At 62.7% G+C, this 22379-nt stretch carries 24 protein-coding genes; 4 read left to right on the top strand and 20 right to left on the bottom strand.

All coding sequences use genetic code 11. The annotated features are described in order from the left end of the window. Positions 1 to 755: glutamate mutase L (locus VNN55_02935; protein ID HWO56502.1), on the bottom strand; the 755-nt coding region annotated here is incomplete at its 3' end. 229 nt (positions 756 to 984) lie between these two features. Between VNN55_02935 and VNN55_02930 the strand changes: the two genes are divergently transcribed. Continuing rightward, positions 985 to 2112 (top strand): PP2C family protein-serine/threonine phosphatase, encoded by a 1128-nt coding sequence (locus VNN55_02930; GenBank protein ID HWO56501.1) that lies wholly within the window; start codon positions 985 to 987, stop codon positions 2110 to 2112. Positions 2113 to 2396: 284 nt separating this feature from the next. On the opposite strand, the gene VNN55_02925 is transcribed toward VNN55_02930, so the two are convergent. Further along, entirely contained in the window at positions 2397 to 3503 is a 1107-nt protein-coding gene (locus VNN55_02925) for an NYN domain-containing protein (GenBank protein HWO56500.1), read from the bottom strand. A 115-nt stretch (positions 3504 to 3618) separates the two neighbouring features. Continuing rightward, a complete protein-coding gene (locus VNN55_02920) occupies positions 3619 to 4332 on the bottom strand; it encodes a hypothetical protein (GenBank protein HWO56499.1) in 714 nt (237 codons plus the stop codon). Positions 4333 to 4584: 252 nt separating this feature from the next. Between VNN55_02920 and VNN55_02915 the strand changes: the two genes are divergently transcribed. Beyond that, positions 4585 to 5505: a hypothetical protein gene (locus VNN55_02915; GenBank protein HWO56498.1), complete on the top strand. Its 921-nt coding sequence runs from the start codon at positions 4585 to 4587 to the stop codon at positions 5503 to 5505. A gap of 81 nt (positions 5506 to 5586) precedes the next feature. Here the strand turns inward: VNN55_02915 and VNN55_02910 are convergent, their stop codons facing one another. Continuing rightward, positions 5587 to 6429, bottom strand: coding sequence for a M23 family metallopeptidase (locus VNN55_02910; protein HWO56497.1), 843 nt, complete (start codon positions 6427 to 6429; stop codon positions 5587 to 5589). Positions 6430 to 6574: 145 nt separating this feature from the next. On the opposite strand from VNN55_02910, the gene glmM reads away from it, so the two are divergent. Continuing rightward, positions 6575 to 7915 (top strand): phosphoglucosamine mutase, encoded by a 1341-nt coding sequence (glmM, locus tag VNN55_02905; GenBank protein ID HWO56496.1) that lies wholly within the window; start codon positions 6575 to 6577, stop codon positions 7913 to 7915. Between the two features lie 63 nt (positions 7916 to 7978). Continuing rightward, positions 7979 to 9805: a glutamine--fructose-6-phosphate transaminase (isomerizing) gene (glmS, locus tag VNN55_02900; GenBank protein ID HWO56495.1), complete on the top strand. Its 1827-nt coding sequence runs from the start codon at positions 7979 to 7981 to the stop codon at positions 9803 to 9805. 185 nt (positions 9806 to 9990) lie between these two features. Here the strand turns inward: glmS and VNN55_02895 are convergent, their stop codons facing one another. From VNN55_02895 to VNN55_02820, 16 genes are all read right to left on the bottom strand, one after another. Next, positions 9991 to 11220 carry an NADH-quinone oxidoreductase subunit D gene (locus VNN55_02895; GenBank protein ID HWO56494.1) on the bottom strand — a complete coding sequence of 410 codons (1230 nt, stop codon included), beginning with the start codon at positions 11218 to 11220 and terminating at the stop codon, positions 9991 to 9993. A gap of 27 nt (positions 11221 to 11247) precedes the next feature. Continuing rightward, positions 11248 to 11796: a hypothetical protein gene (locus VNN55_02890; GenBank protein HWO56493.1), complete on the bottom strand. Its 549-nt coding sequence runs from the start codon at positions 11794 to 11796 to the stop codon at positions 11248 to 11250. Between the two features lie 42 nt (positions 11797 to 11838). Beyond that, positions 11839 to 12345 carry an NADH-quinone oxidoreductase subunit I gene (locus VNN55_02885; GenBank protein ID HWO56492.1) on the bottom strand — a complete coding sequence of 169 codons (507 nt, stop codon included), beginning with the start codon at positions 12343 to 12345 and terminating at the stop codon, positions 11839 to 11841. A gap of 17 nt (positions 12346 to 12362) precedes the next feature. Then, complete coding sequence (locus VNN55_02880; protein ID HWO56491.1) at positions 12363 to 12938, bottom strand: NADH-quinone oxidoreductase subunit C; 576 nt, start codon at positions 12936 to 12938, stop codon at positions 12363 to 12365. Positions 12939 to 12953: 15 nt separating this feature from the next. Next, positions 12954 to 13511, bottom strand: coding sequence for an NADH-quinone oxidoreductase subunit B family protein (locus VNN55_02875; GenBank protein ID HWO56490.1), 558 nt, complete (start codon positions 13509 to 13511; stop codon positions 12954 to 12956). Positions 13512 to 13589: 78 nt separating this feature from the next. Further along, positions 13590 to 14180 (bottom strand): NADH-quinone oxidoreductase subunit I, encoded by a 591-nt coding sequence (locus VNN55_02870; protein ID HWO56489.1) that lies wholly within the window; start codon positions 14178 to 14180, stop codon positions 13590 to 13592. A gap of 48 nt (positions 14181 to 14228) precedes the next feature. Further along, positions 14229 to 15317, bottom strand: a complete 1089-nt coding sequence (locus tag VNN55_02865; GenBank protein ID HWO56488.1) for a complex I subunit 1 family protein — start codon at positions 15315 to 15317, stop codon at positions 14229 to 14231. Between the two features lie 18 nt (positions 15318 to 15335). After that, positions 15336 to 16949, bottom strand: a complete 1614-nt coding sequence (locus tag VNN55_02860; GenBank protein HWO56487.1) for a 2Fe-2S iron-sulfur cluster-binding protein — start codon at positions 16947 to 16949, stop codon at positions 15336 to 15338. A gap of 12 nt (positions 16950 to 16961) precedes the next feature. Continuing rightward, entirely contained in the window at positions 16962 to 17282 is a 321-nt protein-coding gene (locus VNN55_02855) for a 4Fe-4S binding protein (GenBank protein HWO56486.1), read from the bottom strand. A gap of 45 nt (positions 17283 to 17327) precedes the next feature. Beyond that, positions 17328 to 18632 carry an NADH-quinone oxidoreductase subunit NuoF gene (gene nuoF / locus VNN55_02850; protein HWO56485.1) on the bottom strand — a complete coding sequence of 435 codons (1305 nt, stop codon included), beginning with the start codon at positions 18630 to 18632 and terminating at the stop codon, positions 17328 to 17330. A gap of 4 nt (positions 18633 to 18636) precedes the next feature. Continuing rightward, positions 18637 to 19173 carry an NAD(P)H-dependent oxidoreductase subunit E gene (locus VNN55_02845; GenBank protein ID HWO56484.1) on the bottom strand — a complete coding sequence of 179 codons (537 nt, stop codon included), beginning with the start codon at positions 19171 to 19173 and terminating at the stop codon, positions 18637 to 18639. Positions 19174 to 19190: 17 nt separating this feature from the next. Continuing rightward, positions 19191 to 20570: an NADH-quinone oxidoreductase subunit D gene (locus tag VNN55_02840; protein HWO56483.1), complete on the bottom strand. Its 1380-nt coding sequence runs from the start codon at positions 20568 to 20570 to the stop codon at positions 19191 to 19193. Further along, on the bottom strand, positions 20567 to 21109 hold the full coding sequence (locus VNN55_02835) for an NADH-quinone oxidoreductase subunit C (GenBank protein ID HWO56482.1): 543 nt from the start codon (positions 21107 to 21109) through the stop codon (positions 20567 to 20569). The genes VNN55_02840 and VNN55_02835 overlap by 4 nt, the downstream gene beginning before the upstream one ends. A 5-nt stretch (positions 21110 to 21114) precedes the next feature. Beyond that, positions 21115 to 21609, bottom strand: a complete 495-nt coding sequence (locus tag VNN55_02830; GenBank protein HWO56481.1) for an NADH-quinone oxidoreductase subunit B — start codon at positions 21607 to 21609, stop codon at positions 21115 to 21117. Then, positions 21606 to 21899, bottom strand: coding sequence for an NADH-quinone oxidoreductase subunit A (locus tag VNN55_02825; GenBank protein HWO56480.1), 294 nt, complete (start codon positions 21897 to 21899; stop codon positions 21606 to 21608). The genes VNN55_02830 and VNN55_02825 overlap by 4 nt, the downstream gene beginning before the upstream one ends. Positions 21900 to 22059: 160 nt before the next feature. Next, a complete protein-coding gene (locus tag VNN55_02820) occupies positions 22060 to 22320 on the bottom strand; it encodes a 4Fe-4S binding protein (protein ID HWO56479.1) in 261 nt (86 codons plus the stop codon). Positions 22321 to 22379: the final 59 nt, after the last annotated feature.

Raw genomic sequence — 22379 nt, 5'->3', positions numbered from 1 at the left:
GCCTGCGCCATCACATGTTCCATGAACAGATCGTGAATCTTCTCGCGCGCCGGCAGAAGGTTTTCGCGCTCCAGCACCGGACGGAGGTTATCGACGATCGACAGATCGGTCTTCTCCTGCAGCGTGCGGCGCACCGCCTCGATGGCATCCTTGTTGCCGGCGAAGATGACCGGCAGTTTGTAACCGGTGCCCAGACGCGGCCGCGGATCGGCGGCCGCGATCAACTCGGCGATCTCGACCACGTGCGTGGTCGTGCCGCCGTCGATGCCCCCCGACAGGAGGATCATGTCCGGACGCAGCCGGCGGATGCGCTCGATCTGCTCGTGGGGCAGACGTTTGTCGTTGGAGGCGATCACATCCATCACGATCGACCCGGCGCCCAGCGCCGCGCGCTCGGCCGACTCGGCCGTCATCGACCGCACCACCCCCGCCACCATCATCTGCAATCCGCCGCCGGCCGAGGAGGTCGAGATGAAAATGTCCGTCCCGACATTCCCGTTGGCCGGGGTGATGATGCGGCCACTCGGGTCGAGCAGCTTGCGCCCCGACAGTTCCTCGACCTCGCCGACCGCGTTGAGGACACCCATGGTGACATCCTCAAATGGCGCCTCGACGGTCGTCGGCGCTTCGCCGCGCACAATCAGGCGGTACTCGCCGCCGCGATTCTCAATCAGGATTGCCTTGGTGGTGGTGGAGCCGCAGTCGGTGGCCAGAATGACGTTGATCTTGTTGGGGTCGAGTTTCTTCTCGGTCATCGGTTCCTCGGTGCAATTCGTCCCGCCCGCAATTCGACACAGACAACACATCCGCCCGGCAACGGCGGGAACTGGCGAGGATAAGCGATGCCCCCAGCCGATTCAACCGCTATTTAACGAGTTGCTCCCCAAGGCCTTGTGCGAATCAGGGCTTGATCGGGCAACCCGCGGCGTTTAACCTCGTATATGGCAGGCAACAATCCGGACTCCTTATCTCATTTTTCTCACGATGAGCGCACCCAAATCCCGCATCGCCGATGAGTTCTTCGGTTCGCTGTCGCTCGGGTCGCGGCTGCGGATTTACCTGGCGATCTTCTGCATCTTCGGCGCGATGGGCTCGATTTACTGCATGGCGATGGAACGCCCCGTGCCCTGGTACGGCGTCGTCACCTGGTTTGTGTTCAGCGGCATCGTCGCCGTCGGCTGGGCCTACTCCTTCACGCTCAATCGCAAGTTCATCGCAGTGGTGATCCCGTTTTCGTTCCTGGCCCCGCCGCTGCTCCGGAGCTGGTTCCACTTTCTGCCCGGCATGGTCCCGCATGACTCATTCGATGGGCCCCTGGCGCTCATCACGATTGCCGCGCTCGTCGCGGGGTATGTGCTCTTCATCTCCTTTATCAGCACCGAAGGCGCCCGGACCATGCGCCTCCAGACCGAAATCCGTCTGGCCCAGCAGATCCATGCCCGTCTGGTGCCGCCCATCGACCGGCGCATCGGCCGTCTGCAGTGCTATGGCCGCTCCGATTCCTCCAGCGAGGTCGGCGGCGATCTGTTGGATGTGGTGGAGAAGGAGGGACGCGTCGGCGCCTTCGTCGCCGATGTCTCCGGTCACGGTGTGCGCGCCGGGGTGCTGATGGCGATGATCAAAAGCGCGGCCCGGATGCGCCTTTTGTCCGATGACTCGCTCGATGGCCTGATGGATGATCTCAATCGCGTGGTGATGCAGGTCAAGGAAATGGACATGTTCGTCACCGTCGCCTGCCTGCAATTCGACGGCACCGACACCGCCCGCTTCCTCTTGGCGGGGCATCCGTCGATTCTGCACTTCCATCGGGCGAATGGGCAGATCACCGAACTGGAGAGCAACTATCCGCCGACCGGCATCCTCGCCAATCTGCGCCACACCACCAGCGCGGTTCCCTTCGCCTCGGGGGATATCTTCGTGCTGCTCACCGATGGCTTCCTCGAGGTCGAAAACGCCGCCGGCGAGCAGTTCGGCCAGCCCCGCATCGAGGCGCTGATCCGCGAGAACGCCACCCGTCCGCTCAGCGACATCTTTGCCACCATCCTGCGGGCGGTCCGCGCCCACGGCCCCCAGGACGACGACCAGACGTTGCTCCTGATCCGCGTTGAGTGATCAGCTCTTCACGTGGCCGATCCGTGTGTGGCGACGCGGCTCAAGAGCCGCTTCTGCGGATTCGGAATCTCGAGTCCCCGTAGGGGCGAACCTCGTGTTCGCCCGCCCCCGCCCTCACACCTGGAGGGGGGCCTCCCGCCGAACCGTCGCCCCGGCACAACCCTGTCACCCTGAGCGCAGCGAAGGGTCTGCTTTTCGCCGCCCATGCCACAACAGCAGATGCTTCACTTCGCTCAGCATGACTGAGATTGGTAAAGCCCACACCAACTTCTCCTGCCGTCTCACTATATCACGATCCTTGGTTCCGACTCCGCGCCCGCCTCCACATGCGGCCGCACATTGGCCGCCGCGCCGGCCTTGTCCTCCGAGGGATGGCGTTTGACGTCGAAGTCCAATTGCCAGCCCTCCTCCAGCGCGTTGAAGTCCAGCCCGGCGGTGATGTCGGTGATGTGAAAGAAGTACGAGCGTCCGTCGGAGCCCTGCAGGAAACCATACCCCTTCTCCGGGAACCGCCGCGCTACCCGTCCGGTGAGCGTGGCGCCAATCGCCGGCAGTGGCATGTCGGCCTCGACTTCCGCCGCGTCGCCGTTTTCCACCCCCGAGCTGACCAGGTCGCGCTGCTCTTCCTTTTGACGGGCGAATTCGGCGCGGCAGGCATCGCAGTAGAACCGCCTGCCGCGGCGGGGATAGAAGGTGGTCCAGACCTTGCGGTCCCCCTTGTGGATGGGCGACTCGCACTCCAGCAGGTGGGGCTCGTAGCGCAGTTCCAATTTGTCGCGCAGATCATCCAGCCAGATAATGTCGAAATCCTTCACCCGCGCCTCGTCGCGCGGGTCGGAGAGCGCCGGACTGCAACTGGACTTGATCGAGGCGATCGCCACCCGTTTGCCCAGGCGGCGGATCAGTTGCAACGCCGGACGGAAGTCCTCGTCGCCGAGCACGCCGATGGCGATGTCGTACCCGCCCGGCATCGATGCGAGGTGGACCATCGTTGTGGCCATGGCGATGTCGACGCACTTCTCCTTCGGTTCGAAGGTGTCCTCGGCGCCGCGGTCGATGCCGCGCAGACGCCGCCCGCGAAAATTGATCGGAAACGTCTCGACCTCGTAGTGGAAGTCCTCTTTGAGCATCGCAAAGAAGTCCAACCGCCGCTGGACCGCGTCTTCGTCGCGCAGATCGTAGTTGTCGGCGTAGCTGCCGAACAGGTAAGTGCGCACCACATCCAGACGGATGTCGTCGTCGCCCCCCATGTGCGCCGCCAGTTCGGCGGAAAGCACCCGCGGGAGCTTGCCGAAGTCGATATGAAAATCAGGACGGAGGTAATTCTCGGCCAGACGGGGCATGTTCGAGTACAGCCAGGTGCCATCGATGAACAACATGATCTTGGCCATGCCATCACTCCTAATGGTAAACGGTGACAAACAAGAATCCCGGATGCCAACACACTATCTTCGGATCAAGCCGCAAACGGTTCGAGGCGTCATCGTCCTCCTTTCACCATGGGCGTCACAAGCCCAGCCATTGGATGGCGCCGCCGCAGGCAAACAGCGAAAACCCCGCCAGCGCATGCGCCCAGCGCGACAACTGTTGCACGCGCAAAAGCCCCAGTCCATACAGAATCGCCCATGCCATCGCGCACATGGTGGCAATGATCACCGCGCCGAAGACCGCGGCCACCAGGACCACGCCGCCCCAACGGTGAGCGGCCGCCGGCGCCATGAGAACCGGGCTCAGCGGCTCACAGGGTCCCAACACAAAAATGATGAAGAGGATCCAGGGCATCACCGGCGCGCCGGATGCGCCTTCATGAACATGGGCGCGCGCGCTCTGATATCCATGCACATGGCTATGGATCGTCCCATCCGGGTGGACATGGCGATGAGTGTGCGGGTGGTTATGTATTCCCTGACGCACCCCCCAGGCGAGGTAGACAAGCCCGAAACCAATCAGTGCCCAAGCCGCCCACTCCCCGTGCCACGCCTCGAATCTTTCGATCGATCCCAACGCCCAGCCCAGCCCGACGCCGAGCATTCCGAGCACAATTGAGCCCAAAACATGTCCGAGTCCGCATAAGATCGTGATGACCATAGTCTTACGCGCCGACCACCCCTTTGTCTTGGCAAGTGCCACAAACGGCAGGTAGTGATCCGGCCCCAGAAGCGTGTGGATAAAGCCAAGGGTGGTGTCTGTGCCCAGAAGAACTTTGAGTTGTCCGTTCATGAAAGGTCCCGGTCGGCAACGCCAGGGCGCTGTCGGTTAACGGGTTACGAAAATGTATTGACTTAAGGCGGGGTATATTTAAGTTGAGCATGTCGTTTTGCCAGCTAAAATCGGCCCGGATAGGTCGATTTTCGGGATCAAACTGGCAAAGCCCGTTGTAATAGTGCAGGACCCGCTGATGGTCTACAGTTTTTGTCTGATACAGTCGAAATTAAAGACAGGTATGCGAATAAACCAAGGGAGGAAGCTCGAATGACGTTCCTGAAAAACCACAAGACCGCGGTTGCTCTCGTTGCCGTGTTCGCGCTCGTGGGCAGCGCCGCGCATTTCAGCGGCATGACCTGTAGCGGCAACGGCTGCCTCATCAGCTCGTTGTTTTCCACCACCACGGCCTATGCCGGTCCGGGCTGCTCCTCCAACAAGGCCTGCGATGCCGATAAGTCCTCGAACGTGAAGGCCGCGTCGGCCACCGCGAGCGAGAACAAGACCTGCTCGAAGGAAGAGTGCGTCAAGGCGATCATGGCCGAGAAGAACCTGAGCCGTGACGAGGCCGAGAAGGTCTACACCGCGATGGTCGCTTCCGGCGCCTGCCACACCGGTTCGGCTTCGGTCCAGACTGCCAGCGCGTCGGGTTGCGCTTCCAAGGCCTCGGCTCAGACTGCCAGCGCCTCCGGTTGCGCCGCCTCTTGCGCCTCGAAGGCCTCGGCGACCACCGCCAGCGCTTCGGGTTGCTCGTCGGAAAAGGCCACCGCGTCGTTTGCCAATGCCACCGAAGGCAAGTCCTGCGGTGACAAGGAAGCCTGCATCGCCAAGTGCATGGCCGAAAAGGGAATGACCCGCGCCGAGGCGGAGGCTTGCTACGAGAAGTGCCAGGCCGCCAAGGCCACCCAGGCCAACGTGATCACCGGCTCCGATTACACGCGTGAAGCGTGGATCGATGCCAAGGTCGCCTCGGGCCTGACCCGCGCTGAAGCCGAAGTCGCCGCCGCCAAGGCGGAAGCCGCCGGCGAAGTGAAGTTCATCACCGCCAGCGCCTCCGGTTGCGCCAGCGCCACCAAGGCCTCGGCCTCCGGCAGCGGCTGCTGCGCCTCCAAGGGCTCGGCCAACACCGCCAAGGCCGAAGAGACCAAGCCGGCCACCGCCGTCACTGTCAGCACCGGCGGCACCAAGTAATTCCGACTTCTCCGATTTGAACGCCAAAGCCCCCGGTCCTGCGGACCGGGGGCTTTTTTTGTCGCTCGCAAGTCATGCTGACTATTGCCCCAGAAACCCGGCCGGATCGACCGCCTCGCCGTTCTCGGTGATCTCGTAGTGCAGATGCGGCGCGGTGGAGATGCCGGTGTTTCCCGAAAAAGCAATCCGGTCGCCGCGCGCGACCTTCTCGCCTTCGCGCACCAAAAGCAGCGAATTGTGGCCGTAACTGGTCTTGAAGCCGTTGCCGTGATCGACAACGATCAGCAACCCGAAACTCTCGTGCTCGCCGGCAAACTCGACGGTGCCGTCGGCAGTGACCAGGACCGGCGTGCCTTCGCGCGCCGCCAAATCGATGCCGTTGTGCCGCAGCGAGGGGTTGCTCTGCCGCGGGGCGAACCCGCGCGACATCCGCCCGGACAGCGGTAGCCCGCGCGGACGGTTGTTGGGATCGGGCGGACAGGCGCTGACCAGGACTCCCACCGGTTCGAAGGAATCCCCGAGGTCTTCAAACTCCATCGTCGCGCCCGAGTCGGTTAAACCCGCCAGCGCCGACGGACGCCGTGCCAACTGATCCACCGAATCGGCGAAATTGGGCACGGAGATCCCCAGCAGTCCCGCGATCCTCTGAGTGAACTCGCGGTGATAGATCAATTCCTGACGCAGGGCGTCAATCTTCTCAACGGCCACTCGGGTCGAATCCATTTGCCCGCGCAGCGCGACCACCTCCCGCGATTCGCTGAAGTAGTAAAGGAACAGAACGCTGGTCACAAGCAGCAGCAGGACAACCGCCGCGCCGATGATGATCGCCGCGCGCGGCGCATACCAGGGCAGGGAATAGGAGCGCACCGGCGCATCGGGCTCGCCCTGGGTCATGATCATAATGTTGATGCGCGGACGCGGCATCGGATCCTCCGTGGTCGCCACAGTATACACGCGAAGCCCGGACGGGACAGCGACTTTCGCCGCCGGGCCCAACCCCCGGCTTTCCTCCCACTCTCCGGAGTGTTAACTTGCCTTCCCCCAAGGGGAGAAAGCCGGACAACCAGACATGCTGCTGCGCTCAGTCTCAGGGATTCGGGGAATTGTCGGGACCGACTTGACACCCGAGGTCGTGCTCCGCCATGCCGCCGCCTTCGGCACGCTGCTGAAGGGGGGGCGCGTGGTCGTCTCGCGCGACACACGTCCCACCGGGCCGATGATCCGCGATGCCGCCATCGCCGGGCTGATGTCCGTCGGTTGTGATGTGATCGATATCGGCGTGGCGCCGACCCCGACCGTGCCGCTGGCAGTCACGCATTTTCGGGCGCGCGCGGGACTGGCGATCACCGCCTCGCACAACCCCATTGAGTGGAACGCGCTGAAATTCCTCGGCTCCGCCAAGCGAGTCCTGCCGCCCGAATTCCTCGCGCGAATCTACCGATTCGCCGATTCCGGCACGCCGGCTTGGAAGACCTGGCGTCGCATCGGCACCTGCGCCGTCTCCGATGAGATGATCCGGGTCCACATCGACAAGATCCTCAGACTCGACGTGGTCGATCTGAAGGCCGTTCGCCGCGCCCGTCCCAAGGTGGTCTTCGATGCCGGCGGCGGCGCCGCCTACCGCTATGGTCCGGCGCTGCTGCAAGCGATGGGCTGCCGTGTGGTGCCGTTGCACTGCCGTCCTGAGTCCCGTTTCCCGCGCGGGACCGAGCCGGTGCCCAAAAATCTGCGCGCCCTCGGCCAGATGGTCCGGCGCACGCGGGCGCGGATCGGCTTCGCGGTCGACCCCGATTCCGACCGTCTGGCGATTGTGGATGAGAACGGCCGTCCGCTCGGCGAGGAACGCACCCTCGTGTTGGCGGTCTACTGGGTGCTGTCGCGCGCGCCGGGCCCGGTCGTGACCAATTTGTCGACCTCGCAGGCGGTGATGGAGGTGGCTTCCGGGTTTGGCGTCGACGGGTACACCTCGAAAGTGGGGGAGATCAACGTCGCCGAGATGATGCGCAAACGCCGCGCGGTCATCGGCGGCGAGGGCAACGGCGGCGTGGTCCTGCCGCGGTTGCATCCCGGCCGTGACGCGCTTCTGGGCATGGCGCTGGTCCTCTCGCTCTTGGCGCACAGCCGTGATTCGATCGCCGCCATCGATGCCCGCATGCCCCCGTCGGCCTTCGCCAGGAAAACCTTTCCGAAACCCGCCGACTGGCCCGCGCGTATCGAACGAATGCGACGCCGGTACATAAAAGAACACTATGACGACCGGGATGGCCTCAAAGTCGGCTTCCCCGACGGATGGATGCTGGCGCGGGGTTCCAACACCGAGCCGATTGTGCGTATAACCGCAGAGGCGCGCACCCCGGCGCGCGCCAAGGCGTTGCTGGCGGAAGCCATCGCCAGTCTGGGTTTGAAGTAATACGCATCAGTGGACGCCCCTTCCGCGGAAGGGTAACCGACCTCACCTCCGGAGACCGATCGCATGTGCGGAATCATCGGCTATGTCGGCAAGCAGGAAGCCCTCCCCATCCTGATCGAGGGGCTCAAGCGGATGGAGTACCGCGGGTATGATTCCGCCGGGTTTGCGATCATGAGCGAAAAGGGGATTCTGGCCGAAAAGTACGCCGGCAAGATCGCCCGGCTCGAAGAGCACATCAAGGATCGGGTCTATCCCGGCGACTGGGGCATCGCGCACACCCGCTGGGCCACGCACGGCGAGCCGCTGGACCACAACGCGCACCCGCACATCGACTCCACCGGCACCATCGCGGTGGTCCACAACGGCATCATCGAGAACTACGCCACCCTCAAGGAGTGGCTCTCGCGGCAGGGGCACATCTTCCGCACCGAAACCGACACCGAGGTCCTGACCGAATTGATCGCCCATCACTACGAGGGCGACCTGGTCGAGGCCACTCGCACGGCCCTGTTGCAGGTCGAAGGCACCTATGGCATCGCCGTCGCCTGCACCAAAAACCCCGACCTGATTGTCGCGGCGCGTCATGGCTCGCCGCTCATCCTCGGACACGGCAAGGGGGAGAACTTCGTCGCCTCCGATGCCGCGGCGCTGATCCGTCACACCAAGGAAGTGGTCTATCTTGATGACCTCGATCTGGCCACCGTCACCCGCGACGGGTTCGAAATCACCAAGATCGACCGCACGCAGGTCTCGCGCGAAATCCAGGAGATCGAATGGACGCTCGATGAGATCGAAAAGAGCGGCTACGCGCACTTCATGCAGAAGGAAATCCACGAGCAGCCGACCACCGTGCGCAACGCCCTCCGCGGCCGTCTCAATTACGAGGACGCCACCGCCCGACTCAACGGCATCAAAAAGCACCTCGATGAACTGGGACGCATCGACCGGATCATCTTCACCGCCTGCGGGACCTCGTGGCATGCGGCGCTGATCGGCGAGTACATGATCGAGGATCTGGCGCGCATCCCGGTCGAGGTCGAATACGCCTCCGAGTTCCGCTACCGTTCGCCGATCATCCGGCCCAACACCGCGGTCTTTGTCATCTCGCAATCGGGCGAGACCATCGACACGCTGGCCGCCATGCGCGAGGCCCAGCACAAGGGGGCGACCGCGCTGGGGATCGTCAATGTCGTCGGCTCCACCATTGCCCGCGAATCCAACGGCGGCGTCTACATCCACGCCGGTCCCGAAATCGGCGTCGCCTCGACCAAGGCCTTCACCTCGCAAGTCACGGTGCTGGCCCTGATCGCGCTCCTCTTGGGCCGCCAGCGCGAGATGTCGGCTGAACGCGGCATGAAGATGATCCAGGCGCTGGAGAAGATCCCGGCGCAGATCCAGTCGATCCTCGACCGCGAGGAGGAGATCCGCGGCCTGGCGCTCGACTACTTCAAGAAGGACAACGCCCTCTATCTCGGACGCGGCTACAACTTCCCGGTGGCGCTGGAAGGCGCGTTGAAGCTGAAGGAAATTTCCTACATCCACGCCGAGGGATATCCCGCCGCCGAAATGAAACATGGCCCGATCGCGCTCATCGACGAGCGCATGCCGGTGGTGGTGCTGGCGATGCGCGATTCGGTCTATGACAAGGTCATCAACAACATCCAGCAGGTGAAGGCGCGTCGCGGCACGGTGATCGCCATCGCCACCGAGGGCGACAACCGCATCCGCCGCGAAGTCGACCATGTCTTCTATGTGCCGGAAACGCTCGAATGCCTGACTCCGCTTCTGTCGATCATCCCGCTGCAATTGCTTGCCTACCATATGGCGGTCCTGCGCGGCTGCGACGTCGATCAACCGCGCAACCTCGCCAAGAGCGTGACGGTGGAGTAGGCGGGCCTTGCCCGCCTGCTCTTCATCGAACATCCATCGCTCGTAGGGGCGGCTCTAAAGCCACCTGTGGGGGCCTTAGGACATGGGAACGCCCAGAGGATCCGTCGGACGGATTCCGCCCGACAAATGACAACGGCCCCGGATCCTTGCTCCGGGGCCGTCGCGCATTCCAATAAATGACTCGTCTACCGGTCGATCTCGCCCAGCACGATGTCGATGGAACCCAGGGTCGCCACCACATCGGCGATCAGCATCGGCTTCTCCGAGGCCTTCAGGATCGCATCGAGCGCCGACACCGCGGTGAAGCAGGGGGAACGCACTTTGCAGCGCAGCGGGATTTCGGTGCCGTTGGAGATGATGTAATAGCCCAGTTCGCCGCGCGGCGTTTCGGTGCGCACATAGGCGTCGCCCTTGGGCGGACGCACTCTCTTCGGCAGTGTCTCGTGGACATCCCCTTCGGGCAGGTTGTCCAGCGCCTGGTGGCAGATCTTGACCGACTCGGCCATCTCATACACGCGGACCATGTAGCGATCCCAGCAGGAGCCAATCGGGCCGAACTGCCCGGTGCCAACAATCACCTTCCAGTCGAAACGGTCGTAGATTGAATACGGATCATCGCGGCGCAGATCCCAATCGACACCCGAACCGCGCAGGTTCGGTCCAGTGACGCCATAGGAGATCGCGATGTCCTTGGGCAGGATGCCGACGTTGCAGGTGCGATTGATGAAGATGTGATTGTAGGACAGAAGATCGTTGAAGTCCTTCAGCTTCGGCTCGAAGTAGCGCAGGAACTGCCGGCACTTGTCGGTCCACCCCTCGGGCAGATCGCGTGCCAGCCCGCCGACCCAGATGTAATTGTACAGCATGCGCGCGCCCGTCAGCCACTCGAACAGATCGAGGATCATCTCCCGATCGCGGAAGGCCCAGAGAAACGGCGTGAACGCCCCCATGTCGAGGCCGTAGGTGCCCAGCGCCACCAGGTGGCTTGCGATGCGTTGCAATTCGCAGGTGATGACGCGGATGTATTCGACCCGCTCCGGCACCTTCAGGCCCATCAGCCGCTCGACCGCCACGGCATAGCCCATGTCCTGCGACATGGCGGCGATGTAGTCCATCCGGTCGCAGAACGGCACCACTTCGGCGTAGGGGAGATTCTCGGCGTGCTTCTCGAAACAGCGGTGCAGGTAGCCGATGTGTGGTTTGATGCTCAGCACCACTTCGCCGTCCATCTCCAACTGCAGCCGCAGCACGCCGTGCGTCGACGGGTGCTGGGGGCCCATGTTGATGCTGTAACGGTCGGTCAGGTAGGCGCCGGAATACTTCGACTCTATCGGCTCGCCGGCCACGTTGAACAGCAGATCATCGTCATCCCACTCGTAGCGTGATGTCGACTGCGGGGCAAAAATGTCGTGCATGCAAAACCGCCTGGTTTCTCGGGTCGTTTAGCCCGGCAGCGCCGGCTGCGGCATGTAGGTCAGGTGATACTTCGCGTCCAGACCCAGTTTGTAGCGCGACCGGAACCGCTGGTCGCCGACGAAATAAACGTACACATACGGGTTGCCCTTGACCATGTCGACCTGCGGCTTGGGCCACCCCTTGCTGCCGATGGTGTATTCGCCGTTGGGCAGATTGGGAAATTCGAAGGAAATCAGCCCCTGCCCCGATGAATCCGCCACAATCATCCGGACCGTCATCGGCCGGTTGACACGTACATAGAAGTACTCGAGGTAATCCGACGCCGGGCTTCCCGCCTTCTCCCGCTCCGATCTCGATTCCACCACCAGGGCGGTGTCGCGCGTGAACGGACGCAGGTTCGCGTAGTTGGGCGCAAAACGCGCGAAGTCCGCGTCGCCGCGGATCAGATAGCCGTAGGAGCGGTCGAGCAACTCGGAGGAGGAAGGATTCGCGGTCGGTGACCCCGAATCAGTTCCGCCGCCGCACGACACCGCCACGGCCGCCGCGACGGCCAACGCCAGGCCTTTCCATATCATGCTGGTCGCTCTCGCCATGATGAATTCCTCAGGTTACAATCATCAGGGATGAATACCAACTGTGAGCGTCTTGCCGTCGACCGACGCGCGAATCCGCTCGACTTCTTCCGGGCTGTAGGTAGCATAGTGGTAGATCAGGTTGTCCCGGTTGTAGACCGAATTCTCATACTCCTTGGTCATGTACAGGCACTCGGTCGGACAGGGCACGGTGCACAGGGCGCAATAGCAACACTTGGCAAAGTCGATGTCGAAGCGCAGGACATGCAGCTTCTTCTTCTGCCCGTCCGACGTGGTACCCAGATCCTCGTCTTTGCCCGCCTTGGCGGTCTCGATCGCGATGCAGTCGACCGGGCAGACGCGCGCGCACTGCAGGCAGCCAATGCAATCCTCGATGCGGTTGAACAACTGCCCCTTGGCGCCCAGCGGCAGATCCCAGGTCTCGTCGGGATACTGCAACGTCACCGGTTTCTTCCACAGATGCTGCCAGGTCAGTTTCAACCCGACGATCAGCGACCAGAAACCCTTCAGGTGATAGGCTACGGCTGACATCGACACCCCGCCTCTCGTTAGATCCCGCTCAAATCCGGGTTCCGCACTTCGGCCGGCCTGGACTTGGCATCCGGCACTTCCTTGAAGACCCAATGCCCGCGGTCGTGATCCTTTCCTTCCGGATACGGCACCTTCAAACCGCGGTAGTACTCCTGCACCTTGTAGTCCTTGCGCAGGGGCCACCCCTCCCAATCGTCCGGGCACAGGATCCGCCGCAGATCGGGATGCCCCTCAAAGACGATCCCCATCATGTCGTAGGCCTCGCGCTCATGCCAGTTGGCGGTCCCGAACACGTCCGACACCGTCGGGACACGCGGGTTCTCGCGGTCGGTCAGTTCGACCTTCAGGGTGATCCTGTGTCGGTGCGCCATCGAGTACAAATTGTACACCACGCCCAGGTTGGTCTTGTCGTCGGTGGCCGACAGGCACATGAGCGAGGTCAATTCCAACCCCGGCTGCGTGGCCAGATAGCGGCAAACGTCGGCGATCGCGTCGGTGGCCACCACGCACGAGGGATCGACTCCCTCGACCAGCGGCCCGATCTTGTCGCCGAAGACGCCCTGCAATTTCGCGTGTATTTCCTGGGTTGTCATAGATGCCGTCTCCCGCTACGCCGACATGACCGGGGCGAGCTTCTTGCCGATCAGGTCCTCTCGCTTGATCTTTTCCTGCAGGAGAATCAAGCCCTCCAGCAGCGCCTCCGGACGGGGCGGACAGCCGGCCACGTAGACATCCACCGGAACGATCTGATCGACGCCCTTCAGAACATGGTAGCCGTGTTTCCAATAGGGCCCGCCGCAGGTCGCGCAGGAGCCCATCGAGAGCACATACTTCGGCTCCGGCATCTGCTCGTAGAGCCGCTTGACGCGCAGCGCCATCTTCATCGTCACCGTGCCGGCCACAATCATGAGGTCGCTCTGGCGCGGCGAGGCGCGCATCACGCCCATGCCGAAGCGGTCGATGTCATACCGCGATGCCGCCGTGGCCATCATCTCGATCGCGCAGCAGGCCAGGCCGAAGGTCATCGGCCACACCGACGACTTCCGCGCCCAGGCAAACAGACTGTCCACCGAGGTCACGATCACGTTGTTACCGTGACGTCCCTCCAGGGACAGGGTTTCCTGCGCCTTCTGTACGACTTTTTTCTCGGTTTCGGTCAGGCCCATACTCGCAACCCTTTCGGTCGGTTATGTCCTGTCTTGGTACGGTGCATCCGGTCCGGTCATTGCCGGAACCGGAAATCGTTATGATACAAGACGTTTCTGCAAGAAATCAACCGGTTTGCCCTGGTTCTGCGCAGCCGGTTTCAACGACAGGAGTGTGTCAATGTCCAGGACCATCGACCGCCGCGAATACGAACCCAACTCGGTAATGCCCGTGTCCATGCGGATGGCATCTTCAGGGCAGGCCTCCACGCAGTACCCGCAAAAGACACAGCGGCCGATGTCGATATCAAACGACTTGGGCCGTTTCTCGATATTCGGGTCGGAGACTTCTTCCGCCACGATCTTGATGCAAAACGCCGGGCAGACTGTTTCGCACATCATGCACGCCACGCACCGCGGCGTGCCATCGGGGCGTTGCGTCAGCCGGTGCAGACTGCGCAGACGCTCGGCCGCCGGACGGCGCTCGTCCGGGTACTGATAGGTCACCGCGCCGGGCGGCACGCTCTTGATGCCGATCGCCCGCAACGTATGCCGCCACATGTTGACGCAAAAATGCCGGCCGGTGACCCACAGCCCGCGCAACACCTCCGGCAGATAGATCCGCTCCCAGAAATTCAACGCGCGGCGTCGCGCCGAGACATTCACCACATGGACCGTGCGTGTCGTCATCACTCTCAAAGTTCTACCGGCAAAGCCGCCGGCGGGATTCGGCCTTTCTCAATCCAGCCACAGAACGATCGCCGCGGTCACGATCGTGTTGGCCAGAGACAGCGGCAACAGGACCTTCCAGCCGAGGTTCATCAACTGGTCAAAACGGAACCGCGGCAGCGTCCAGCGGATCAGCATCAACAGCCAACAGAACAGGCAGACCTTCACGATAAACGAGATCACCCGCATCCCTTCGACCAGCCACACATTCAGGTCCCACCGCCCGCCCCACGGGAAAACGAACCCGGTATCGGCCAGATACGGCACCTGCCAGCCGCCGAAGAAGAAGGTGGTCAGAAGCGACGCGATCAGCACCGTCTCGATGAAATCGGCGAACATGAACATGCCGAACTTCATCGACGAGTACTCGAGGAAAAAGCCGATGATCTCCGATTCGCCCTCGGGAATGTCGAACGGGATCCGCTTGTTCTCGGCGATCCCAGCGATCATGAACAGCAGGAACCCGACCGGCTGGTAGAAGATCCCCCACGCCGGCAGAACGCCGAACAGCAGCCGCCCCTGCGCCTTGACGATTTCCATCAGCGACAACGTCTGAAAGATCATGATGATCCCGACCAGCGTCAGGCCGATGGTGATTTCGTAAGAGATCATCTGCGCCGAGGCGCGGATGCCGCCGAGCAGCGCGTAGTTGTTGTTCGATGACCAGCCCGCCAGCACCACGCCGTACACCGCCACCGACATCATCGCGAAGATGAACAGGATGCCCACGTTGACACTGGCGACCTGCAGCGGAATCAAATATCCCGCGATGGTGATCTGATGCCCGAAGGGGATGACCGCGAAGGTGAGTAGCGCGAAGAATAGTGACAAAACCGGCGCCAGCGAAAACAGGAATCGGTGTTTCGTGTTCGGGATGAAATCTTCCTTGGTGAACATCTTGACCGCGTCGGCGATGATGTGGAACAAGCCCCACAGCCGCAACCCGAGGATCCTGGCGCGGTTGGCGCCGATACGGTCCTGCATGATCGCCGACTGCTTGCGTTCCACCCAGGTCAGAATCCCGGCCAGCGTCAGCACGAACATCACGATGAAGACCGTGGTGGCGATGGCGGCACTGATGGTCACTGTGGTCAGCATGAGGTAGGGTCCATCCCGCTACGCGGCCGGCACGGCGTCCTTTCGGGCCGACGGATTCAGGCCGGTGCGGCCCAGCGCCTTGTATGTGAGCCCGTGGAAGTAGTCGTTCTGCGCCGCCAGTTCATTGAAGCAGGCTTCGGCGACGCGCGGGGCGGCGGCGATTTCCAGACGCGCCCCCAACTCGGCGAGGATCTCCAGCAACGGGCGCGACTGTCCGACCGGCTCGATCGCCGCCCAGTAGCGCTGCACATGCCCGGCGAAATTCGTCACCGTGCCGTCGGTTTCGGCGAAAGTCGACATCGGCAGCGCGATGCCGGCGCGATCGGTAACCATCGAGCGATGGGTCCGAATCGCGATCAACCCGTCCAGCTTGCCGGCCAAGGCCGCGAATCCCGCCTCGTGCGGGCCCATGACAAACTCTCCGCCGATCACAATCAACAGTTTCACTGTGCCCTTGGCCGCGGCCTCCAGGACCGCATCCGACGTCACCGCCGAGCCCAGGATGCGTTCGGCCCCGAAGGAGTTGGGGTACAGGTCGGCTTTGCGCAGCAGGTTGTCTTCCACGCCCCGCGGGTCAGGGGGACAGCGGTGCGCGAGTTTTTCGGCTTTGATGCCATCACGGAAGAGCCGCTTGACCGCCCAGTATTCCTCGTTGGAGAGTGTGGGCGGCGCAATAATCCCGACCGCGCCGGCGCCGTGCGCCGCCACCGTGCGGTTGATCGCCTCATCGGCCGACGCCAGCGCCGCCGTCCAGGTGGCCGGCATGCCCGCCACCAGCGGCTCGCGCAGACGGTCGTCGGCTTCGATGGCCTTGTACGAGTACCGCCCGGCGTCGCACATCCAGTAGCCGTTCACGTCCAGGTTCGGGCGCGGCTTGTAGCGCGCGATCAGCTTGCCGTCGTTATGATGCGTGCGGCGGCGGTTGGTGTGAATCTCGATGGAGCAACCGCGCGCGCACCCGTGGCAGACCGAGTTGGTCTTCGAGAGGTACCACACCCGGACCTTGAAGCGGAAATCCCGATCCGTCAGGGCGCCGACCGGGCAGACATCCGCCAGGCAGCCGGAGTAGGGATTGTCGACGACCTTGCCCTCGGTTGGCAGCAGTTCGGCCCAGTGCCCGCGGTTGAAGATGCTCAACTCGTGCGTGTGTGTAATCTCGTCGACAAAACGAGTACAACGGGAACAGAGAATGCAACGCTCCGAGTCGAGAATGATATGCGGCCCGACCGGAATCGCCTTGTGCTTTTTCAGTTTGTCTTCCAGGAAGGTCGAATCATAGCGGCCAAACTGCATATAGAATTCCTGTAATTTGCACTCGCCCGCCTGGTCGCAAACCGGGCAGTCCAGCGGGTGATTGGCCAGCAGGAACTCGAGGATCGCCTGCCGCGCGGTCTTGACCGGCTCGGTGGTGGTGTGCACCACCATCCCGTCGGTCACGAACGTGTAGCAGGCGATCTGCAGCTTCGGCGCCTTCTCCACCTCGACTAAGCACATGCGGCAGGAGCCGGCAATCGGCAGCCCCGGATGGTAGCAATAGTGCGGGATGAAGATGCCGAGCTTCTCGGCCGCCTGGATGATGGTGGAGCCGGCGGCGACTTCGATCTCACGCCCGTCGATGGTAATTTTCGGCATACGGCGTCGGTCTTACGCGTTGTAATTGGCAGGGGTGCCCAGCCCCTCGTACTTGACGTACTGCCGGTCGTACTCCTCGATCGGCACCATGTCGATGGTTTCCCACGGGCAGTTTTTCTCGCAGAGACGGCAGCCGATGCACAGATCATCGACCACGCGCACCGTCTGCGCAAACTTCGGATTGCGCGGATCGGGCCCCGGAATCGGCACGATGCAGTTGGGCACCGGGCAGAAGTCGATGCAGACCTCGCAGCCGGTGCAACCTTCCTCGACGATGACCGCCATCAATTTGGGTCGTTTCTTCTCTTTGGCCTTTGCCGTCGTTTCCGCCATACTCGCCCTTGCCCTTGGTTGCTTGTTCACGTCCCCTGTGCCGTCTTAACCGGCCGTCACCGGCTCGCCGATGTGTGTCGGCCGCAGCGGCAAGGCCTCGACCGGACGGGCCTTCGCCAGCCATTCCTCGAACTCGGCGCGGAATTTGGTGACGTAACTGATCACCGGAAGCGCCGCCGCGTCGCCCAGCGGGCAGATGGTGTTGCCCACAATATTCCTGGCCACGCGCACCAGATTGTCGATGTCGCCGGGACGTCCCTTGGCATGGATGATCCGCTCAACGATCATCGCCAGCCACGCGGTCCCTTCGCGGCACGGCGTGCATTGCCCGCAGGACTCGTGCGCATAAAACCGAATCAGCACCATCAGCGCTTCGGGAATCGAGACGGTCTCGTCCAGAACGACCACACCCGCCGAGCCCAGCATCGAGCCGATCTTGGCCAGCGAATCAAAATCCATCGGCACGTCGATCTCATCGGCGCGGAGAATCGGCGACGAGGAGCCGCCCGGGATGACCGCCTTCAGGGCGCGTCCACCGACGATTCCACCGGCGACATCATAGATCATCGTGCGCAGACTGGTTCCCACCGGCAGTTCGTACACGCCCGGCTTGTTGACTCGCCCCGAGATCGAATACATCCGCAGCCCGCCGTTGCGCTCGGTCCCCAGCGCCGCAAACGCCGCCCCGCCCATCTCGACGACGAACGGGACATAGGCCAGCGTCTCGACGTTGTTGACCACCGTCGGGCAGCGCATGTAACCCTCCACGGCGGGGAAGGGGGGCTTCAGACGCGGCCAGCCGCGCTTGCCTTCGAGAGATTCCAGGAGCGCCGTCTCTTCGCCGCAGATGTAGGCGCCCGCGCCGCGGTGCACCACTATCTCCAGCGGGAAATCGTGCCCCATGACCTTGTCGCCCAGGATGCCCGCCGACTTTGCCTCCGCGATCGCCTGCTCCAGACGTGCGATGGGAAGATCGTATTCGCCGCGCACATAGATGTAGGCGCGGTGGGCGCGAATCGCCCAGCAGGTGATGATGATCCCCTCCAACAGCAGGTGGGGGTCATGGATCATTACGTACTTGTCCTTGCAGGTCCCGGGCTCGCCCTCGTCGGCGTTCACCACCAGGTAGCGCGGCTTCGGCGAATCATTCGGCAGGAAACTCCATTTGCGTCCGGCCGGAAATCCCGCGCCGCCCAGGCCGCGCAGGTTGGAGGCGATCACTTCCTGGGTCAGCGCCTCGGGCGTCATGGCAAACGCCTTCTCCACACGGCTGTAGGCGCCGTGACCGCGCGCCACCGACAGGGTGTGCGAGTCCTGGACTCCGATGTTCCTGGTGACCAGCTTCAACATCGTCTCAGGAGTTCTCCCGGATGATCCGGGCGACCGAATCTTTGGTCAGGTTGCCGATGTACGTATCGTCAAATCGCATGGCCGGGGCGCACTCGCAATAGGCCAGGCATTCGACCTCGGAGAGCGTAAAGCGGCCGTCGGGCGTCGTCTCGCCCACCTCGATCCCCAAAATCTGCTTGATGTGCTCCCGCAAGTCGACCGCGCCGGACAACCAACAGGATATGTTGCGGCACAGTTGTATGTGATGTCTGCCCAACGGACGACGCGGGTACATCGTGTAGAACGTCACCACCTGGTGGATCTCGTTGAGCGGCCGTTCGAGCACCTCGGCGACAATCATCTCCACCTGGTAGGAGATCCAGCCGAACTCGCGCACCGCCAACCACAAGATCGGCAGCGTCGCCGAGCTCTTGTCCGGATACTTGGCAAAGATCGCGTCGATCTCCCGACGCGCCGCCTCGCTCCAGGCCACCGGGCCCGGATGGTCCTGCATCCCATAATCGATCGTGCTCAGATCGTGTGTTCCGGTCGTCTGTGACATGCGCTGCTTGGGTTCGGTTACCGGTCCAATTCGCCGGCGATCATGTTGATGGTTCCGAAGGTGGCGATCACATCGGCGATCATGCCGCCTTCAATCATACGGTCCAGACCCTGCATCAGGTAGTAGCAGGGCGGGCGACAATGCACCCGGTAGGCCCGCCCGGAGCCGTCAGAGACCATGTAGAATCCCAGCTCACCGTTCGCCGCTTCGTTGGCGATATAGATTTCTCCCGGCGGCGGCTTGAGGCCCTCCCCCTCCATGATCAGCATGAAGTGGTTCATCAGGCCCTCGATGTTGCTGTAGGTGTCTTCCTTCGGCGGCAGCACCACCGACTTGTCGTTGACGTTCACCCGCCGGGCATGCAGCCGATCGGCGCCGTCGAGGGTCGGGTCGGGACGCACCGTCCGCAGCAAGAGATCGGCGGTCATCCCCATCTTGGCTGAGTCCACCATCTCGGCGCCGGACAGCGGCCGTCCGGTCAGGTCGACCCGCACCGGTCCATCGGGAATCTGCTTAATACACTGGCGGATGATCCGGATCGACTGGTGCATCTCTTCCATACGCACCAGGTAGCGGTCGTAATTGTCCCCCACCGCGCCGACCGGGACATCGAAATCCAGCCGGTCGTAAACCAGGTAGGGCTCGTCTTTGCGCAGGTCGCGCGCCCGCCCCGTCGAACGCAGCACCGGACCCGTGAAGCCCAGCGACCACGCCTCCTCCGCGGAGATTATGCCCACATCTTTGACCCGGTCGATAAAGATGCGGTTGCGGGTCAAAAGCCGATCAACCTCCTTGATCTCCAGCACGGCCAAGTCGAGCGCCTTTTCCAGCCGCTCCAGCCAACCGTCCGGCAGGTCGGCTTTGACCCCGCCCACCTTCACATACGATACGGTCAGCCGCGCGCCGGTCAGCTCCTCAACCAGCTCGTAGAGATACTCACGCGCCTTCATCAGGTAGATGAACCCCGTCATCGCCCCCAGTTCCATCGAGGAGGCGGCGATGCAGGTCAGGTGGTCGGTGATCCGCGAAATTTCGGAGATTATGACGCGAATGTACTGGCAGCGTTCAGTGGTCTGCAGATCGAGCAGCTTCTCAACCCCCATGGCGTAGCAGACATTGTTGATGAGGGGGGAGACATAGTTGAGACGGTCGGTGTAGGGGAACACCTGGCCCCAGCCGACCACCTCGGAATCCTTCTCAAACCCGCGGTGCAGGTAGCCGATCTCGATGTCCGAGTGGATGACCTTCTCGCCGTCCAGCGAGGCCAGAATCCGGATGACCCCGTGCATGGCCGGATGCGACGGCCCCATGTTCAGGAGCATGTCGCGGGTGGTCAGGGCCGATTCCGGCGCCGTTTCCGGCGCCGCGGCGGGAGGCGTGGTCACAACGTCGCTCATGTGTAAAACAGGGTCGACGGACGATCGTCCGGAATCGGACGCTCCTCCACCAACGGTTGCCTCTTGTTGACGGGGTAATCCTTGCGCAGCGGATGCCCGACGAATTCCTCGTACATCAGGATCCGCTTCAGATTCGGGTGCCCGTGGAACCGGATGCCGAACATGTCCCAGACTTCGCGCTCCGGCCAGTTGGCGGCGCGGTAAATATCGACGATTGAATCGACCGCGGGGGCCTCGTCGTCGGTCGGACGGGTCTTGATCCGCAATCGATCGTTGCGCGACGTCGAGTAGAGATGCACCACGACTTCAAAGCGCGGCGCGAGCTCCATCCGCAGCCGGTCCCAGGCGGTCAGATCGGTCAGAAAATCGTAATCGCATTCCGGGTCGTCATGCAGGAAGCGCATCACGTCGTGATAGCGCTCCGGGGCGACAACGGCGGTGTGGTCGCCGCGGTGGGCGTGGGTCTCCAGCACGGCGTCGCCAAACTGCGCGCGCAGTCTGACCAGGGCCGGGTGTTCGGTAAGCGTGACGTCGGTCATGGGATCTAGTTCCGGGGTCGCTCAACGACGGAGCCGGCCAGCGGGTGCCGCGAGGCCTGGATCTTCGCCTGCAGCTTCATCAGCGCGTCCAGCACCGCTTCCGGGCGCGGTGGGCAGCCGGGAATGTAGCAGTCCACGGGGATGATGCGGTCGATGCCCTGCACCGTGGCGTAATTGTCGTAAAATCCGCCGGTGCAGGTGCACACGCCGAAGGCCACCACCCACTTCGGCTCGCACATCTGTTCGTAAACCTTCTTCAGCACCGGCGCCATTTTGTGCGAGATGGTGCCCACGACCAGGAGCATGTCGGCCTGACGCGGCGAAAAGCGCGGCCAGGCGGCGCCGAACCGATCCAGATCGTAGTGCGCCGACGACACCGACATGTACTCCATCCCGCAACAGGCGGTCACAAACGGGTAAGGGAACAGCGACCACTTCCGCGCCCAGGCAATGCCGTCCGAAAGTCGCGACGTGATGAATCCGCCCTGATCAGCGTTCAATCCCACTGGAAGGCTCCTTTCTTCCAGATGTACCACAACGCCCAGGCCAGGATCCCGATAAACACCAGCATCGAGTAAAAGGCCAGCAGGCCGACATCGCGGAAGACCACCGCCCAGGGAAACAGGAAGGCCAAGTCGATATCAAAGATCACAAACAGGATCGCAATGAGGTAGAACTTGACGCTGAACGGCCGCCCCGGCGTGTCGAACGGACTTTCGCCGCACTCAAACGGCTCCTGCTTGACGCTGGTCCGCACCCGCGGACCGAGCCACTCGCCCAGGAAGTACATCACCGCCACGATCAATCCGATGAACGAGGCGAAGACGAGAATCGGCCAATAGTGATTAATTTCTCAATCCTCCGCAAAAATAAGAACGGCCGAAGCCGTTCTCATCCTCTTCCGTGGATCGAGGCGGCCCGATCGGGTCATTCGACCGGGCGCCCCGCGGCTACTTCTGATAGTACTCGGCGTTGCGGGCCGTGAACTCCGCCCACTTCTCGGGCACTTCGCTCTCTTCGAATATCGCCTCGACCGGGCAGGCCGGCACGCAGGCGCCGCAATCGATGCATTCGGCCGGGTCGATAAACAGCAGTTCCGATTCCTCGAATTCTGGCTCTTCCTTGGTCGGATGGATGCAGTCCACCGGACAGGCTTCGACACACGCGGTGTCTTTTGTCCCGATGCACGGCTCGCAGATAACGTACGTCATGTCGATCGGCTCCTCCTGCGGCCGCCGGTCGCCAAAGACCGGTGCCGCGTTTCGGTATA

The organism is bacterium (assembly GCA_035559435.1).
Classification (GTDB): Bacteria; Zixibacteria; MSB-5A5; order WJJR01; family WJJR01; genus JACQFV01.
This window is presented reverse-complemented; position numbering and strand designations above follow the sequence as displayed.